General features: G+C 37.2%; 14 protein-coding genes. 5 read left to right on the top strand and 9 right to left on the bottom strand.

Annotation, left to right across the window (positions count from 1 at the left end; all coding sequences use genetic code 11):
* The first annotated feature begins 38 nt into the window (after positions 1-38).
* On the top strand, positions 39-1,127 hold the full coding sequence (locus JNL75_08660; GenBank protein MBL7789879.1) for a fatty acid desaturase: 1,089 nt from the start codon (positions 39-41) through the stop codon (positions 1,125-1,127).
* A gap of 54 nt (positions 1,128-1,181) precedes the next feature.
* Here the strand turns inward: JNL75_08660 and JNL75_08665 are convergent, their stop codons facing one another.
* The gene (locus JNL75_08665) at positions 1,182-1,832 is read right to left on the bottom strand and encodes an ABC transporter ATP-binding protein (protein MBL7789880.1); all 651 of its coding nucleotides are present in this window, start codon (positions 1,830-1,832) and stop codon (positions 1,182-1,184) included.
* A gap of 103 nt (positions 1,833-1,935) precedes the next feature.
* On the opposite strand from JNL75_08665, the gene sucC reads away from it, so the two are divergent.
* Together sucC and JNL75_08675 are read left to right on the top strand one after the other, a co-directional pair.
* Positions 1,936-3,126: an ADP-forming succinate--CoA ligase subunit beta gene (sucC, locus tag JNL75_08670; protein ID MBL7789881.1), complete on the top strand. Its 1,191-nt coding sequence runs from the start codon at positions 1,936-1,938 to the stop codon at positions 3,124-3,126.
* A gap of 98 nt (positions 3,127-3,224) precedes the next feature.
* Positions 3,225-3,638, top strand: a complete 414-nt coding sequence (locus JNL75_08675; protein ID MBL7789882.1) for a DUF1573 domain-containing protein — start codon at positions 3,225-3,227, stop codon at positions 3,636-3,638.
* Positions 3,639-3,857: 219 nt separating this feature from the next.
* Here JNL75_08675 and lysM read toward each other — a convergent pair whose 3' ends face one another.
* The 4 genes from lysM to gyrB form a co-directional block, all read right to left on the bottom strand.
* The gene (gene lysM, locus JNL75_08680) at positions 3,858-4,304 is read right to left on the bottom strand and encodes a peptidoglycan-binding protein LysM (protein MBL7789883.1); all 447 of its coding nucleotides are present in this window, start codon (positions 4,302-4,304) and stop codon (positions 3,858-3,860) included.
* 70 nt (positions 4,305-4,374) lie between these two features.
* Complete coding sequence (locus JNL75_08685; protein MBL7789884.1) at positions 4,375-6,081, bottom strand: M3 family oligoendopeptidase; 1,707 nt, start codon at positions 6,079-6,081, stop codon at positions 4,375-4,377.
* A gap of 18 nt (positions 6,082-6,099) precedes the next feature.
* The gene (rseP, locus tag JNL75_08690; protein ID MBL7789885.1) at positions 6,100-7,443 is read right to left on the bottom strand and encodes an RIP metalloprotease RseP; all 1,344 of its coding nucleotides are present in this window, start codon (positions 7,441-7,443) and stop codon (positions 6,100-6,102) included.
* 87 nt (positions 7,444-7,530) lie between these two features.
* Positions 7,531-9,483 carry a DNA topoisomerase (ATP-hydrolyzing) subunit B gene (gene gyrB / locus JNL75_08695; protein ID MBL7789886.1) on the bottom strand — a complete coding sequence of 651 codons (1,953 nt, stop codon included), beginning with the start codon at positions 9,481-9,483 and terminating at the stop codon, positions 7,531-7,533.
* 260 nt (positions 9,484-9,743) lie between these two features.
* Here gyrB and JNL75_08700 point away from each other — a divergent pair, with 260 nt between their 5' ends.
* Positions 9,744-14,291: a T9SS type A sorting domain-containing protein gene (locus tag JNL75_08700; protein MBL7789887.1), complete on the top strand. Its 4,548-nt coding sequence runs from the start codon at positions 9,744-9,746 to the stop codon at positions 14,289-14,291.
* 100 nt (positions 14,292-14,391) lie between these two features.
* Positions 14,392-14,835 (top strand): hypothetical protein, encoded by a 444-nt coding sequence (locus tag JNL75_08705; protein MBL7789888.1) that lies wholly within the window; start codon positions 14,392-14,394, stop codon positions 14,833-14,835.
* A gap of 58 nt (positions 14,836-14,893) precedes the next feature.
* Here the strand turns inward: JNL75_08705 and JNL75_08710 are convergent, their stop codons facing one another.
* The 4 genes from JNL75_08710 to tgt form a co-directional block, all read right to left on the bottom strand.
* Positions 14,894-15,274: a hypothetical protein gene (locus tag JNL75_08710; GenBank protein MBL7789889.1), complete on the bottom strand. Its 381-nt coding sequence runs from the start codon at positions 15,272-15,274 to the stop codon at positions 14,894-14,896.
* Positions 15,275-15,279: 5 nt separating this feature from the next.
* Complete coding sequence (locus JNL75_08715; protein MBL7789890.1) at positions 15,280-15,663, bottom strand: hypothetical protein; 384 nt, start codon at positions 15,661-15,663, stop codon at positions 15,280-15,282.
* A gap of 10 nt (positions 15,664-15,673) precedes the next feature.
* Positions 15,674-15,997, bottom strand: coding sequence for a hypothetical protein (locus tag JNL75_08720; GenBank protein MBL7789891.1), 324 nt, complete (start codon positions 15,995-15,997; stop codon positions 15,674-15,676).
* A gap of 211 nt (positions 15,998-16,208) precedes the next feature.
* A complete protein-coding gene (gene tgt, locus JNL75_08725; protein MBL7789892.1) occupies positions 16,209-17,342 on the bottom strand; it encodes a tRNA guanosine(34) transglycosylase Tgt in 1,134 nt (377 codons plus the stop codon).
* Between the last annotated feature and the right edge of the window lie 3 nt (positions 17,343-17,345).

The following is a 17,345-nucleotide window of genomic DNA, read 5'->3' on the forward strand; positions in this document are numbered from 1 at the left end:
GTAATTTTGTACCTTAAAGTCTTAAATTAGTTATCTCCATGAATGCAGCAATTGCAAGCGCGAATCAGGAATTATATGAAAACATTAAACAAGACCTAAAGGATTGGCATAAAATCATTCGTGAGTACCAAGTACCTAGTACCAAAAAAGCACTTTTTCACACTGCTATAACCTTTTTAATGTACGGCAGCGTTTGGGCATTGCAGTTTTGGTTGCTTTATAAAGGGTATTCTGCATGGTGGGTAGTTCTTATAGGATTATTTAATGGACTGGCATTGGGTCGAATTTTTATAATTCAGCATGATTGTGGTCATAAATCATTCACTGCCAAAAAATGGCTGAATGATACTATTGGTACTATATGTAGCTTTTTCACCATCATACCTTATCAATACTGGGCTAAATCTCACGACTTTCACCATGCACATAATGGCCAATTAGAGACATGTGATATTGGAGATTTCGAATGCTTGACAACGGAACAATATGCGGCGCTCAATTGGAAAAAGAAGATTCGTTATAGAATCTATAGAAGTCCGCTATATATTCTTACTTTAGGAGGATTTAGCTATGTAACACTTTTCAATCGATTCCGTTTCTTATCTGGGGAATATTTTGAAAAAGTAAAAAATAATGTCACGGTAAATAATGTTCTTTTCACTATAGCCTACATCGCTCTTGGTTGGCTTATGGGGTGGAAGAATTTCTTCTTAGTACAGTTTATAAATCTATTCTTTTTTGGCACTATGGCTTTATGGTTTTTCTATGTCCAGCACCAATACAAAGAAGTATATAAAGAAGGTAAAGAAAATTGGAACTACTTATTGTCAGCAATTAGAGGGAGTACTTATTATAAATTGCCGCGGTTCCTTCATTTTATGACAGGAAATATTGGTTATCACCATATTCATCATTTAGCACCTACAATTCCTTTTTATAATTTGAGAAAATGCAGTATAGAAAATCCTATTTTCCAGAAGTATTGTATACCTCTCACTTTGACACAAAGTTTCAAAACTATTTTTGCCAATATGTGGGATGAAGAAACGAAGTCTATGATTTCTTTCGGTGAATATAAAAAGAAAAAGAGAGCGATTTTAGATAAGTTAAAAGCAAAAATGGGGTAGTAAAAAATCTGTCCAATACAAAATCTTTGTTACAGGTAGAATTGTACCTCACAGCTAAGCCAATTTACCGTCTTTCATTTCAATAATACGATCACTATTTTTGGCTAATTCAGGATTATGAGTCACTATGAGGAATGTATAGCCAAATTCTTTTTTTAGTTTGAAAAATAACTCATGTATTCCTTGTGCGTTGTGCGTGTCCAAGTTACCTGTAGGCTCATCTGCGAAAACTATTTTTGGCTGATTGATTAATGCTCTTGCTATAGAAACTCGTTGCTGCTCGCCTCCACTTAGCTCAGTAGGTTTATGTAGCATTCTATCTTTCAATCCGATAAAATCAAGCAGTTCTTTGGCCTTGGATAAATAATCTACTTCATTTCTATTTCCTATTAATGCAGGTAAACATACATTTTCAATCGCATTAAACTCAGGTAGCAGGTGATGAGTTTGAAAAATAAAGCCTAAAAATTGATTGCGAATCCATGCTAACTGATTGTCATTCATATTGGAAATACACTCATTTTGCAACCATATTTCTCCTTCTGTCGGTTTCAGCAAGGTTCCTAAAATATGAAGCAATGTGCTCTTGCCTGCTCCTGATGGTCCTATAATAGTTGTGACTAAATTAGATTCTATAGAAATCTTTTCCACATCCAAAACTGTCAAATAGTTGTAGGTCTTTTTGATATTTTTTGCAGAAATAATTGGAGTTGCAGTCAATAAATTATATTTTCAACTAAATGTTTTTTTATAACTTCGCAAAGTTTTTAAATTTATTCCAAAACTGCACAATTAAATTAGATTTTCCATGAATCTCCACGAACATCAAGCGAAAGAATTATTAAAAAAGTACGGGGCAAAAATACAAGAAGGTATAGCTGTAGAATCTGTGCAAGATGCTGTCAATGCAGGTAAGGCTCTCACGGAACAAACAGGCACTCAATGGTATGTAGTAAAAGCTCAGGTGCACGCCGGTGGAAGAGGAAAAGGTGGCGGGGTGAAACTTGCAAAAAATGCAGAAGAGCTCAAGGAAAAAGCATCTGCAATATTAGGAATGAAACTCGTGACCCCTCAGACAGGGGAACAGGGAAAGATTGTCAATCGTATTTTGATAGCTGAAGATGTATACTATGGGGAACAAGAAAAAATCAAAGAATTTTATGTTTCGATCCTACTTGATAGAACTACGAAGAAAAATGTAATTATCTATTCTACCGAAGGGGGTATGGAGATAGAAGAAGTAGCTGAATCTCATCCAGAAAAAGTACATAAAGAGTATATTGACCCTTTGATAGGCATTCAAGGTTATCAATGCAGAAGGATTGCTTTTAATTTAGGATTAGAAGGCAATGCTTTCAAAGAGATGGTCAAGTTTGTAGAAAACATTTACAATGCTTATGTTGGTGCTGATGCTACTCTGGTGGAGATTAATCCATGTCTCAAAACATCCGATGATAAAATAATAGCTGTAGATGGTAAAATCTCCATAGATGACAATGCCCTCTATAGACAAGCGGAGCTTGCTGCTAAGGAGGACAAACGTGAATTAGATCCTACAGAAGTAGAAGCCGTAAGTTACGATCTTAACTATGTAAAACTTGATGGCAACGTTGGTTGCATGGTCAATGGTGCAGGATTGGCTATGGCTACCATGGATATCATTAAACTAAGCGGTGGAGATCCCGCAAACTTTCTTGATGTGGGTGGAACAGCAAACGCCGAACGTGTAGAAAAAGCCTTTAGAATTATATTGCAAGATTCCAATGTGAAAGCAATTTTAATTAATATATTCGGTGGTATAGTTCGCTGTGATCGTGTGGCTCAGGGTGTAGTAGATGCATATAAATCCATAGGAAATATCCCCGTTCCCATCATTGTTAGACTTCAAGGTACCAATGCTGTGGAAGGTAAACGGATTATAGATGAGAGTGGCTTGAAAGTAAAGTCTGCCATCTTATTGCGTGAAGCCGCAGAAGCCGTAAAAGAAGTATTAAATTAAGAATAGTTTCTTTTTTTTGATTATCATTTAGTCTTTTTAACCCTAAGGAATACTAAACTTTCACCAACTTTGTATCTCTAAGATAGAAAGGGACGTAAATGAATAAATATTTTGTAGTTTGGTTTTTTTGCATATCCTATATCAGTGCTCACGCTCAGGACGCTATAGAGGCTGGGACTATTCAATTTAGTGCTACTGAAATCAATTTTGGTCTTATCGAGTATGATTCAAATCCTTTTAGAGAGGTTACGGTGACCAATGTTGGAAACTATCCATTAATTATAAATAGTTGCAGAGCTAGCTGCGGATGTACCGTGCCTAATTGCCCTACTGAAGCTATTGCCCCAAAGAAAAAAGCCGTAATAAAAATTCGATACAATACAACTCGCGTTGGACAATTCTCGAAGACCATTACTGTTTATTCCAATGATCAGAAAAATCCTATCAGTCTGATAAAAATATATGGCGAAGTGAAAGAGCCTTTGACTTCTTCCACTGTAGTAAAGCCTTAATTTCTTTAAATCCATATTCCACAATTAAGTAGAGCCCGTCTGCCTTATACCAATAGCGGTTTTAAAATGGTCCAACCCATTTTAAAACCTTGCTATGGTAAATGCCGTAGCTGTATTTGATACTGTTCAAAAAAGTGTGTAAAATCCAATACCAATCTTATATATAAAAAAAGCACCTCCAAATGGAAGTGCTTGTCATTATTTCAATTTAAAAATTATTTATCCCAATGCCGGAATCACTAACTTCTGACCTGGATAGATTTTATCAGGGTGTGTAAGCATAGGTTTATTGGCTTCGAATATCGTATTATACTTATTAGGATCGCCATAAACTTCTTTAGAAATTTTAGAGAGATTATCTCCAGGTTTCACATCATAAAAATTAGAGTCTGATAATTCAGCAGCAGGCTCCGCTACCGTCATATTATCTACAACTTTAGCTATGCCAGCTATATTGCCAGCTATAGTCAATACCTTCTGCTTAGCTAGTAGGGTAGGGCACTCGCCTGTCAATGTGATTTGATCCCCTTCTACGATAGCAGAAACAGATTCTGAAAGTTGAAATCTCTTGATTTCGGCTGTAGCTTTTGCTGCTTGTTCTTCTGCAGAATCACCACCTCCAAAAAGTTTTGTGCCTGCATCTTTGATAAATGAAAATAGTCCCATGTGTTTAAAATTTAAAATGATTTAGTTTAGATAAATAAAGAGATAAAAAGTTTAATCGATTAGAGAAATTTTACGATTGTGTTTTATTGTGAAATTGTGAAAACATCGTTTCTATTTCAGAAAACACAAAATCAGATGTCGCCTTGAACCCATTTTCGTCAAATGGAGAACTTAACTTGGCGATTGGCAATAATTCTAGGAAATTCTTACTACCTCCAGCACAGCAGAGATCATAATAATCTTTCCATGCACCGTTGAAATCTTCATTCATTTTCTTATAAAATTGGAAGGCACATAGCTGGGCTAAGGTATAATCTATATAATAGAAAGGTGAAAAGAACAGATGTCCCTGATTCTGCCATCGACCGCCATTTTCGAGGAATGGAGCATCGTCATATTGCACCCAAGGCATATATTTACCCTGTATTTCTAGCCATACTTTTCGTCTCTCTTCTGGTGTCATAGAAGGATTGTCATATACTCTATGCTGAAACTCATCTACCGTCACTCCATAAGGTAGGAAAAGAAAGGATTTCATCAAATGCCCTAATTTATATTTTTCGGTATCTTGAATGAAGAATTTATCCACCCATTTCCAAGCGAAAAATTCCATACTCATAGAGTGAATTTCAGCTGACTCTGAAGTAGGGAAATAGTATTCACCTAACTCAAAATGCATTGAGCAATAACATTGAAAAGCGTGTCCAGCTTCGTGTGTCAATACATCGACATCGTGAGACGTTCCATTAAAGTTGGAGAAAATGAATGGTGATTTTACAGCATCGACATAGGTGCAATATCCTCCTGGAGATTTATTTTCTCTATTCAATAAATCCAACATACCTTTCTCCTGCATCATATTGAAAAACTCACCCGTTTCTTTCGACAATTCATTATACATGACTTGAGCATCAGCTATCATCTGCTCTGGTGAAGTCTTGGGTGTAGGATTACCATCAGGAAAGAGCAAACCATCATATTGATAAGGAGTCTCAATTCCGAGGGTTTTAGCTACTTTGTTTTTCAATTCATTCGCTCGAGGTGTGATATATTTTAATACAAAATCTCTATATTTAGCGGTTTCATTTGGTCCGTAGCAGGTTCTACCCATGCGGTCATAGCCCATTTGAGTAAAGGTCTTATAACCTAATTTAGCACTAATCTCGGTTCTTATTTTGACCAATTCATCATAAATACGATCGAGTTCAGGTTGATTTTTGAGCATTTCTGTATATAATGCCTTAGAAGCACGCTTACGATAATCTCTATCTGTATTCTCCATCAATGGAGCCATACCGCTCGTGTTGTAGGTCTTGCCTTCAAATTCTATTTTGATCTGGGAAGTCAGTTTCTGATACTCTGAAACTAACAGATTTTCTTTTTGAAGTAGGGGCATCACTTCCTCTGATATCGTTTTTCTACTCAATTCAGCTAAGTCTAAAAACTGGCTACCATACTCACTTGCTAATTGATTCTTAAAACTAGAATCTAGAAGCATATTGGTAAAGTCGGTATTGACTTTTTGTACTCTAGGCAGCACCTCATCGAAAAAATTCTGCTCATCTTCATAGAACTTATCCGCTGTATTCATACTATAGCGAACACTCACTATCGTATAACTACCGAAGATATTTTTTGTCATTTGATTGACTTCTAAAAATTTCTTTTTATAAGCCTCGTAATCTGATAAAGATTGCATCTCCTGCATAGCTGCTTTCACCGCCTGCTCATAGCTATCGATATCAGGGCGCGTGTATTTTACATCTTCTAATTTCATGTTGTGTTATTTATTAAATTATTTTTTTGTTAAGTCGTTATAAAAAACGAATACCATTAATGCAAGTATCAAATACGTGCCAATAGTTTGCAATATCTGTAAAACTTTAGGATTAATTGGTTTACGTGTTATAGCTTCAATGGTAATAATTACGGCATGCCCACCATCCAAGCCCGGAATAGGGAGCAAATTAGCGAAAGCAAGCCCTACTGAAATCATAGCGGTGAAAAGCCAAAACCTATGCCAATTCCACTCAACCCCAAATTGTTTCGCAATAGCAATTGGTCCGCCAACACTTTCTTTCGCTTCGACCTCTCCTTTGAATATTTTTACTACATTCACTAGTTGTAATGTAAAAAGTTTTACACACTCACTATAGCCATATTTCAAACTTTGTCCTATAGAATAATCTTTCATTTTATACTTACTATCTAAAAGTTGAAATCCAGGCTGGAAGCCAATTTTACCATCATTGCTCACCAATACTTTCAAACTTAAAGAATCCTTCCCTCTTATAGTTAATAGATTAATGGTTTTATTCTTATTGGAATCTAAAATCTGGCGAAAATGATCGAAATGCATAACGGTAATATCAGCTGCAGATAAAATTTTATCCCCCACTTTCAAACCACCCTTTTCAGCATTAGATCCAGGAACTACAACCTCTGCAGACAGAGTGTGGTATAACGGATAGAAGAGATTCTTATCAAACTTCTTGTAAAAATTATCCGGAATTGTTATTTTTTTTGTCGTTTCAACTCCGTTTTCATTGCGTAATACCTCATATTCTCCACCAAAAAGAATATTTATAGGCACAAGGTCATCAAATCTTTCAGGAGTTTCTCCATTGACCTTGACAATCACATCTCCATTTTTAAATCCTAAAGACTTGGCTACATCGCCAACCATAACTCCACCATTATTTAATTGTGAGGCAGGCAAGTATTCTTTATTGAAAACTTTTATGACTGCTGCGAAAATGAGTACCGCAAATATCAAATTAAAAATGATACCACCTAAAATGATGATCATTTTTTGATAACTTCGCTTACTTCTGTACTCCCAAGGTTCAGGTTGTGAACTCAACTTTTCAGCATCTTGAGTTTCATCAACCATTCCTGCTATGGATACATATCCACCGAGTGGAAACCAGCCGAAACCATACTCAGTTTCTCCTATTTTCTTCTTCCATAAAGCGAAGTTTAATACATTCGGCATAGGGAATAGAAAGTCAAAAAAGAGATAAAATCGCTCGACCTTTGTTTTGAAAAATTTAGCTGCGAGGAAATGTCCTAACTCATGCACAAAAACTAGTATTGTCAATGACAATAATAGCTGTGCGACCATAATTACAATATTCATTTATTTTTTACAATTGGTTAATTGGCTATTAATTTTTCATTTGTTGTAGAGACAAGGCTGACCTTGTATTTACAGGACACCATATTTTTATACATCTATATTGGCATAGATGGCATTTTGTTCAATAAATTCTCTTCGAGGTGGTACTTCATCGCCCATCAACATGGAGAATACATGATCTGCTTCTACTGCATTTTCTATGGTTATTTTTTTCAATATTCTGCGCTCAGGGTCGAGGGTAGTCTCCCAAAGTTGTTCGGGGTTCATTTCTCCAAGACCTTTGTAACGCTGCACTACGACACCTCCACCTGATTCACCTCCAAGTTCTTTGATGGCTTCATCTCGCTGCTTATCATTCCAGCAGTATTGCATTTTCTTGCCTTTTTTTACCTGATATAAAGGTGGTGAAGCTACATAGACATACCCGCTCTCTACCAAGGGACGCATAAATCGGAAAAAGAAGGTCAAAATCAAAGTCGTAATATGCGAACCATCCACGTCGGCATCACACATGATGACTATCTTGTGATAACGCAGTTTTTCTATATTCAATTGCTTCTGATCATTCTCAGTACCTATACTCACACCGAGTGCAGTAAATATGTTTCTGATTTCTTCATTTTCATAAATCTTATGTTCCAAAGCTTTTTCCACGTTTAGAATCTTTCCACGCAGTGGCATGATAGCTTGAAATTTTCTATCTCTACCAGTCTTGGCTGTACCACCTGCCGAGTCTCCCTCTACGAGAAATATTTCGCTCAATCCAGGGTCTTTTTCGGAGCAGTCCGCTAGTTTTCCAGGGAGACCTGAGCCAGTTAATACTGTTTTTCGCTGAACTAATTCTCTAGCTTTTTTAGCAGCATGACGTGCATTGGCAGCTATCATGACTTTTTCTAAGATGACTCTCGATTCCTTTGGATTTTCTTCGAGATAATATTCTAAAACTCCAGTAACTGCCTGCGATACTACACTTGTTACTTCGGCATTGCTCAATTCATCTTTTGTCTGAGACCTAAACTGAGGATTAGGGACTTTTACAGAAACGATAGCTGTCAGACCCTCTCGGAAGTCTTCGGCAGATAATGAAACTTTCATCTTGGCAAAAATTCCATTCTTGTCGCCATAATCTTTTAAGCACTTGGCTATAGCTCGTTTGAAACCATTGACATGCGTACCACCCATAATGGTTTGGATATTATTGGCAAAAGAGAAAATATTTTCCGTGTAGCTTGTGTTGTATTGAAAGGAAACCTCCACGACTACACCTTCAGATTCCCCTACTATGAATATCGGCTTAGGTAGAATAGCAGTGCGCGACTGGTCTAGGTAGCTCACAAAATCAATCAAACCATTTTCGCTAAAAAATGTTTCTTGTTTTGGTTGACCATCCTCATTTTTTACACGTTCATCCACCAGAATGAGCTTGACTCCTTTATTCAAAAAGCTCAATTCCTTCATTCTATTAGCTAGAAACTCATAGCGAAACTCTACGGTATCGAAAATAGACGCATCTGGCTGGAATATGACCTCCGTACCTGTATCATTGGAGGTACCGATTTCTCTGACATCATATTGTGGTTTACCTTCTCGATATTCCTGTTCGAAAATTTTACCTTCCCGATGCACTACCGCTCTCAAATGGGAAGAAAGTGCATTCACACAGGATACCCCTACTCCATTGAGACCACCAGATACTTTGTATGAATTTTTATCAAATTTACCACCGGCATGGAGTTCGGTCATTACGAGTTCTAAAGCACTTCGTCCAGTATCTTTTTGAATACCGGTAGGGATACCACGACCGTTATCTTTGATAGACATAGCTCCATTCTCAAGAATAGTTGTAATAACCTCCGTACAAAAGCCAGCTAAGGCTTCATCTATAGAGTTATCTAATACTTCATTGACTAAGTGGTGTAAGGCTCTAGAATCGGTTCCTCCGACATACATTCCGGGTCGCATTCTGACCGCTTCGAGTCCTTTTAGGGTCTGGATGCTTTCCGCTCCATAATTGTTTGTTTGTTCTAAATTTTCACTCATTCCTTGATTCACTAAAATTCTTTTTTGCAAGCTACAAATATAGTCATTTATCGCTAAAATTTTGTTATAAAAACATGCTAAATTCACCCACTATTTTGTTTAAAAATTGTGGATAATCGCAAAATAATTGTTTATAAGAAATGTAAATGTGTTCGCATGATTTTCAAGAAGGATTTTAATGGAATTTCTGTGGAAAATATTAAGAATAATTTTTTTCGTGTATATTTGTCTTTTCAAAAAAATTACTAAAATATACTCTCATGAGAAAAAAGTTTACCTTTAGTTTATTGCTATCCATAGTAATATTCTATACGTTTATCAACAATTCAAATAACGTAGCTAATACCAAGTCATGGAATAGCTGTACAGGAGGGGGTTGTCATACATCCTCTGGGGCAGCCACTGTTGATTCAATTATTCTACTCCATCCAATTTCTGGTGCTGTGATGACAGGTTATTATCCAGACTCTAATTATAAAATCAGAATGGTCGGGGCTCATACTTCGGGAACAACTGCTTTTCCTAATTTTGGATTTCAGCTACGCGGTATCAATGCATCGAGCGCAGTAGTAGGTACCTTTCAGACACCTTTTCCTACTAGTACAGGATTAAGTACTGGGAGTCAAATGCTAACTAATAGTTCGGCGGTGGCTGCTACTGGCGGTAAATATATTATTGAGGCCACATGGAAAGCTCCTACTGGTCAAAATACTATTACTTTACAGTCTATAATAAATGCTGTGAATGGAAATGGTGCTTCCTCCGGTGATGCTATATCATCCCCTAGAAGTGAATCATTTAATGTACTAGGTATTGTAAGTACTCTTAACTGCCCTAATAGACGACAAATTGGCAACTTAACATCAGGCACTCCAGCAACTGGGGTTTCGTTTAAAATACCATACACTGGTGGAAATGGTGGGGCGCATTTCGGTCAAGTAGTCGCTTCCACAGGGGTTACAGGTCTAACGGCTACTCTTAATGCAGGTAATTTTATCACTGGAAATGACTCTGTGACTTATACTGTCACAGGAACAGCTTCCGGACCAGGCAGTGCTAATTTCGCAATAAATATAGGACTTAAAACATGCACGGTAACATTAACAGTAACCGCTCCCGCTGGAGCTATAACTTCCTTAGATTGTGCTAATGGAAGAACTATTGGGACACTTACGAATGGACAAGCAGCAAGTGGTGTTTCATTCAAAGTGCCATACACAGGTGGTAACACAGGCTCCCACTCAGGTCAAGTGGTTGTATCAACTGGTGTAACGGGTCTTACTGCTACACTTGCCGCTGGTAATTTCGCCAATGGAAATGATAGTGTAACCTATACTGTAACTGGCACTCCGACAAGTGTAGGTACAGCTAACTTCGCCCTAAATATAGGTGGCAGAAGTTGTACTTATGCAGCTACAGTAAACGCTATTCCAGGTACTATCACAGCTTTAAATTGTGCGAATGGCAGACTCATAGGAACATTAATGAATGGAACAGCTGCTCTATCAACCGACTCTTTTAAAGTGCCATATACAGGTGGCAATGGTGGTGCACATAGTGGTCAGATTGTTAGCTCAACAGGAGTAGGTGGCTTGACAGCAACCTTAAATGCAGGAAGCTTTAAAACTGGAAATGACAGTGTGACTTATTCTTTATCAGGCACTCCGACAGGCACTGGTAACGCAACATTTGCTCTCAATATTGGTGGACGTAATTGTAACTATGTAGCCAATGTTCTCCCTCCAGTTGGTGTTGTGACTAACTTAAATTGTGCAGGAGGTAGTGTAAGTGGAACATTGTCCAATGGAGTAGCTGCTAGTGGAGTATCATTTACTATACCATATACTGGAGGAAATGCAGGAACCTATTTGGCTGACACCATATTCTCAACTACGGTAACTGGATTAAGAGCTATCATTCAAGCAGGATTATTTGCCAATGGTTCTGGAAGCCTTACCTATACCGTAACAGGAACTCCTACCTCAGCTGGTTCAGCTGATTTTTCAGTAACAAGAGGAGGACAAACTTGCGCATTTTCCATTCCAGTCAATGCAGGTTTAATAGCTGCTATAGATTGTGGATCAGGAACTACATCTGGAGCAGCTGTCTCAGGTGCTGCAGCCTCAGGATTATCCTTCACTGTGCCATATTCAGGAGGTAATGGTGGGTCTCACAACGGTCAAACTATCAACTCTACAAATATAACAGGTCTTACTGCTATTCTTTCTTCAGGTTCATTTGCCAATGGGGCAGGAAATCTTACCTATAATGTCACTGGAACTCCTACTGCCACAGGCAATGCCAATTTCAATGTCAATATAGGAGGTAAAACCTGTACTTATACTATTACAGTAGGTCCAGGAGCTATTGGAAGTTTAAATTGTGGATCAGGTATGACATCTGGTAGCTTAACAGCAGCTAGTTTGGCTAGCGGTGTTTCTTTCGATATTCCATATACAGGAGGAAATGGTGGTAGTCATAGCGGACAGATAGTTACTTCTACAGGTGTCACTGGTTTAACTGCCACATTATCTGCGGGCAACTTTGCTACAGGTTCTGGGAATTTAACCTATAATATTACAGGCACACCAAGTACTTTTGGTTCTGCAGATTTCTTCCTTAACATTGGTGGTAGGTCATGTTTATACTCAATTACTGTATCACCTGCAGTAGGAGTTATTTCTGCATTAAATTGCCCGAATGGAACGACAGTAGGTACCCTAACTGCTACTGTAGCAGCCAATGGAGTTTCATTCAGTATACCATACACAGGAGGAAATAATGGTTCGCATTCAGGACAAATAGTGACTTCCACGGGTGCTTTAGGGCTAACAGCGACCACACCATCTGGATTATTTACCAATGGTGCTGGAAATCTTACTTATAACGTTACTGGTACTCCTTCAAATGCTGGTAATGCAAGTTTTGCCTTAAACATTGGTGGTAAAACATGTAGTTATTCAATTCCAGTTAAGTTACAACAAGGAACTATTTCTTCTTTATTATGTGGTCAGACAATGACTATGGGGACATTGAAAGGCGAACAAGCTGCAAGTGGTGTTTCATTTAAAGTACCATACTCTGGTGGTAATGGAGGTTTATATTCCGCAATTACTAATGTCACTTCTACTGGAGTTTTAGGATTGACTGCTCAAACACCTGCTGATACCTTTGCGGTGGGTGCTGATAGTATTTTATTCAGTGTAAGTGGCACACCTGATAAAGGCGGTGTAGCTAGTTTCTCCTTTACTATTGATGGGAAAACTTGTACCCACAATATTCCTGTGAGCCTACCGAATGCAAGAATAGGTGGTAGCCTAGACTGCGGCAATGGAGCAAGAGTAGGAACATTAGTAAGATCAGAAGTAGCTTCTGGAGTTTCATTTACTATACCATATTCTGGAGGTAACAGAGGCTTATACTCGGCTCAGACAATTAATTCTACGGGAGTTAGCGGTCTGACTGCTAGTTTAGGAGCTGATACTTTAAAAGAAGGGAATGGCAGTCTATTGTTTACTGTTTCAGGAACACCTTCATCTGCCGGTTCGGCTAACTTTAGCATACTCATAGGAGGTAAATCTTGTAATTTTTCATTTAATGTCATTCATCCTGTAGGCACTGTCACTACGCTCGTTTGTGATAGTATAAAACTCACGAAAACGGAAGAGTTAATGGCACAAATACCATTGGCTGGGGTCTCATTAAAAATTCCATATCAGGGTGCAAATGGAGGTTCATACAACGCACTAAGCATAGCTTCTACAGGAGTTACTGGACTTACTGCGGCAGCCAATGCTGGTGTATTAGCTACAGGTAATGGAGATATTATGTTGACCATCTCTGGTACACCTGCGAACTCTGGTAATGCAGAATTTGCAATCAACATTGGAGGAAAAATATGTAATTACGTTATTCCAGTCAAACCATTATTAGAAGGTACAATTAACTCTCTCAGTTGTAATGATGGCAAAATATCAGGCTTCTTAATCCAAAGTACCGCAAGCAATGGTGTTTCTTTTACTGTCCCATATGACGGAGGCAATAGAGGTTACCATTTTGGTCAAATAGTCCCTTCTACAGGTGTTACAGGTTTAACTGCTAGTTTAAATTCGGGTCAGTTTGCTTTGGGATTTGGATTGGTTTCTTATTCTATTAGCGGTACTCCTTCAGCTGAAGGAACGGCTAGTTTTGCACTGAACATAGGAGGTAAGACATGTAACTTCTCTATTCCAGTAAGATCCTCACTTGGTCAAGTAACCAATATTAGCTGTGATAAAGGACAGTTAAGTACTTCTGTGTTAGTAGGAAATCTTAATCCTGGTGTATTCTTTACTATACCTTATCAAGGAGGCAATGGAGGTCCTATAAGCACGCAACCTATTTCATCTACAGGTGTTATTGGTCTCACGGCTCAGTCGACCGGTGGGGTACTTAATTTTGGAGATGGTTTCCTCAGATTTAATTTAAGTGGTACCACCACAACAAGTGGCTGGGCGAATTTCAACATTCAAGTAGGAAATCAAAATTGCGTTTATGCTGTTCAGGTTTATCCTAATAATAGTTCTATCTTATCAAATACAGATAAATTTGAAGTGTATCAGTATGCTAATAAAATTCATGTGAAAAATCACAGAGAAAATTTGAACTATACTATCTATGATTTAACTGGTAAGAATATAAAGGAATCTATTATAAAATCAAATGAAAATATGATAGACCTAGAACCAATAGGTTTGACTGCTGGCACTTACTTTATTTTACTGCAAGGTGAAAAAACAAGCACTAGCTTAAAATTTATTGTCGAATAGAAAATAATTAATAATTCTGTAAGATGCCTCACATTTGTGGGGCATTTTTTTTGTACTTAATTGAGAAATAAATATTTTCATACTTTAAAAACTAAAATTTATGGACAAGCAAGAATTGAAACATTATCTATTAGCTGAAGAAAAAGTATTACTGCAAGAAGCACGGCAAGACCTAGAAGACCACCTCTCTGAAAACCTTCTAGATCAGGATAATGTAAAAGATTTGGATGATCTGGCACAGAGTGATGTCAGCTCTTTTGTACAGCATGATCTTGAAAAGAGAATATCTGTGCATCTAGAAACTATCCAAATTTTGGAAGAAATCTCATTTCAAGAGTTCGATGTTGTGAAACCTGGCGCTATAGTAAAAGTCAACGGAAAAAAAATAATCATTGCCGTAGCTAAAAGACCTTTTGAATATAAAGGTGAAGAATTAGAAGCCATCTCTAGTTCGGCACCTATCTATAAGGAAATGCAGGGCAAGCGAGCTGGCGATAGCTATAGTTTTCATGGAGAAACGTTTAGGATAGAAGATGTGAGATAGATTATTTTACCTACTCACATTGTATCATAGCTAAAACTGGTCTTAAACCCTGTAAAAACTATTGTTTATCGCCGTACAATGACCCTTGAAATACTCTCGTGCCATAGGTGAAGTAATAAGACCCAGCTATTCGATTTGGTCTGTAAAATATACAAGACATGGTGCCAACCAGATTGTTATTTATATCTCGCATTTCAAAAAACAAATCCTTGTCTTCAATTACTTTACCTGTCAGTTTATACTTGAAATTTACCCAGTTTTTCAATTCACCATTCAATTCATTTCGGCTATTTATCGTAAAGGTAGCGCTATGGTTGTCTGACTTATCAAATTCAATCAAGTTCGCTTTCCACTGACTTATGACAGTTGTATCTTCCTCTTTAGAGCATGAGCCCATGCTTAATATTAGAAGAATCAATAAATAATAGATGGTCCTCATTCCGATTAATTTTTAAACAAATATATACCTCCTTCATAGACATCCGAACTTAAATCGGTAAGAAAAAAAGTGCCTTCAAACTTCTTTTTATTTTTGGTTAGTCCTGAAATATTACCTTTATCACCGTAGCCAGTGATAATCATATTCCAGACCCCATTTTCATAGACCTTACCTGTTATTTTTCGTTCTAAATTAAAATACTGATATGTTCCTGTAACATCCCCAGCGTCATTTACCGATACAAAGACACTCGTAGTATAGGTAGAAAACTGAGTGATATAGGTAATATTCCCATCCCATTTACCAGAAAATTCAGATTTCTGAACCTTAGGTTCTTTAGAGCAGGAGTAGATAAAAGTAATTAAGACAACTAACTTAAAAGAATTCAAAATCTCTGAATTAATCACGCCAAATATGCATAACACCGTTCTGAACATATGTTTTTTCAACTGTATTGAAATACTCAATAAATTTATCATAATTCTTTATCATCAATGAGGTTATTAAAATTTCTTTATCATCATTTAACTGTAACTTAATAAAATAGAAATCGAGAAGACTATCATATTTCATTCGCTCAATGGTCTCCTCATCTTGTCTATAAATTATCATTTTTTTTATATCTGAATATAAATACTTGACAGTAGAAACTGAGGATATGAATACAATATAGTCTCTTGTCATATCTATTGTTTGTCCATAATTTTTAACCCAATAGCCCATTATTACAATTATTATGGGTATTAAAGAAATAACACTCCAAATAATTAAAGTAAAAAGTTTTGCCAATGCATTATCTCCTATTATCGATAATAAAATTACCACAGTAACAGTTTGAAGCAATGTATATCTTAAATTATAATATAAAGTAGTTTGATCAATTTTTACTATTAATTTATCTTCCATATAACCAATAAAGATTGTTGTTATTTAACTAAAGAATATGACTTATAGCTTTTATTTTCTCCTTCTTCCACATTGAAAAGTCTCCCTCCATAATATGCTGCCGTGCTTCCTTCACAAGCTCTAAATAGAACGTTAAATTATTAATAGAAGCTATCTGCATAGCCAGTAATTCTTCGCATTTGAAGAGATGGCGGAGGTAGGATTTGCTGGTCGTTCGAAGAAGTTCATTTCCTGACAACCCATCTATTGGGGATAAATCAAATTCCCATTTTTTTGATTTAGCATGCAATATTCCCTGATGGGTGAAAAGGTAGCCATGCCTGGCGTTGCGAGTAGGCATGACACAGTCAAACATATCTATACCTCTATCGATAGCTTCTAATATATTTTCCGGTGTTCCTACGCCCATCAAATATCGTGGAGCATCGTGCGGTAGAATATCATTTACGAGTTCTATCATTTCATACATTTCTTCTGCGGGCTCGCCTACGGCGAGCCCGCCTATAGCATTGCCCACAGCTCCTTTATCCGCAATATACTTAGCAGATTCTATTCTTAAATCTTTATATACAGAGCCCTGAACTATAGGAAATAAATGCTGCTGATATCCATAGGGTCCATCTGATTTTTTGAAATGTTCTATACAACGATCTAGCCATCTATGAGTCAATCCCAGTGATTTTTTTGCATAATCATATTCACAAGGATAAGGCGTACACTCATCAAAAGCCATAATAATATCGGCTCCGATAGCCCGCTGAATATCCATGACATTCTCTGGAGTGAATAAGTGATAAGAACCATCAATATGCGAAGCAAACCTGACGCCCTCATCTGTTATTTTTCTGCGATGCGCTAGTGAATAGACTTGAAAGCCTCCGCTATCCGTCAGCATAGGTTTATTCCATCCCCCAAATTTCTGCAATCCGCCAGCATTTTTTATTACCTCTATACCAGGTCTTAGATAAAGATGGTAGGTATTGCCAAGAATAATTTCAGCTTTAATGTCTGTCTTTAATTCTGAGAAATGTACTGCTTTAACGGTAGCCTGTGTTCCTACAGGCATAAAAATAGGGGTCTTTATTTCTCCATGTGCCGTTTGAATGATTCCTGCACGGGCATGAGTATTCGGTGAATTATGCTGTAGTGTGAAAAATGACATTGA

It is taken from the genome of Chitinophagales bacterium (assembly GCA_016787225.1).
Classification (GTDB): Bacteria; Bacteroidota; Bacteroidia; order Chitinophagales; family JADJOU01; genus CHPMRC01.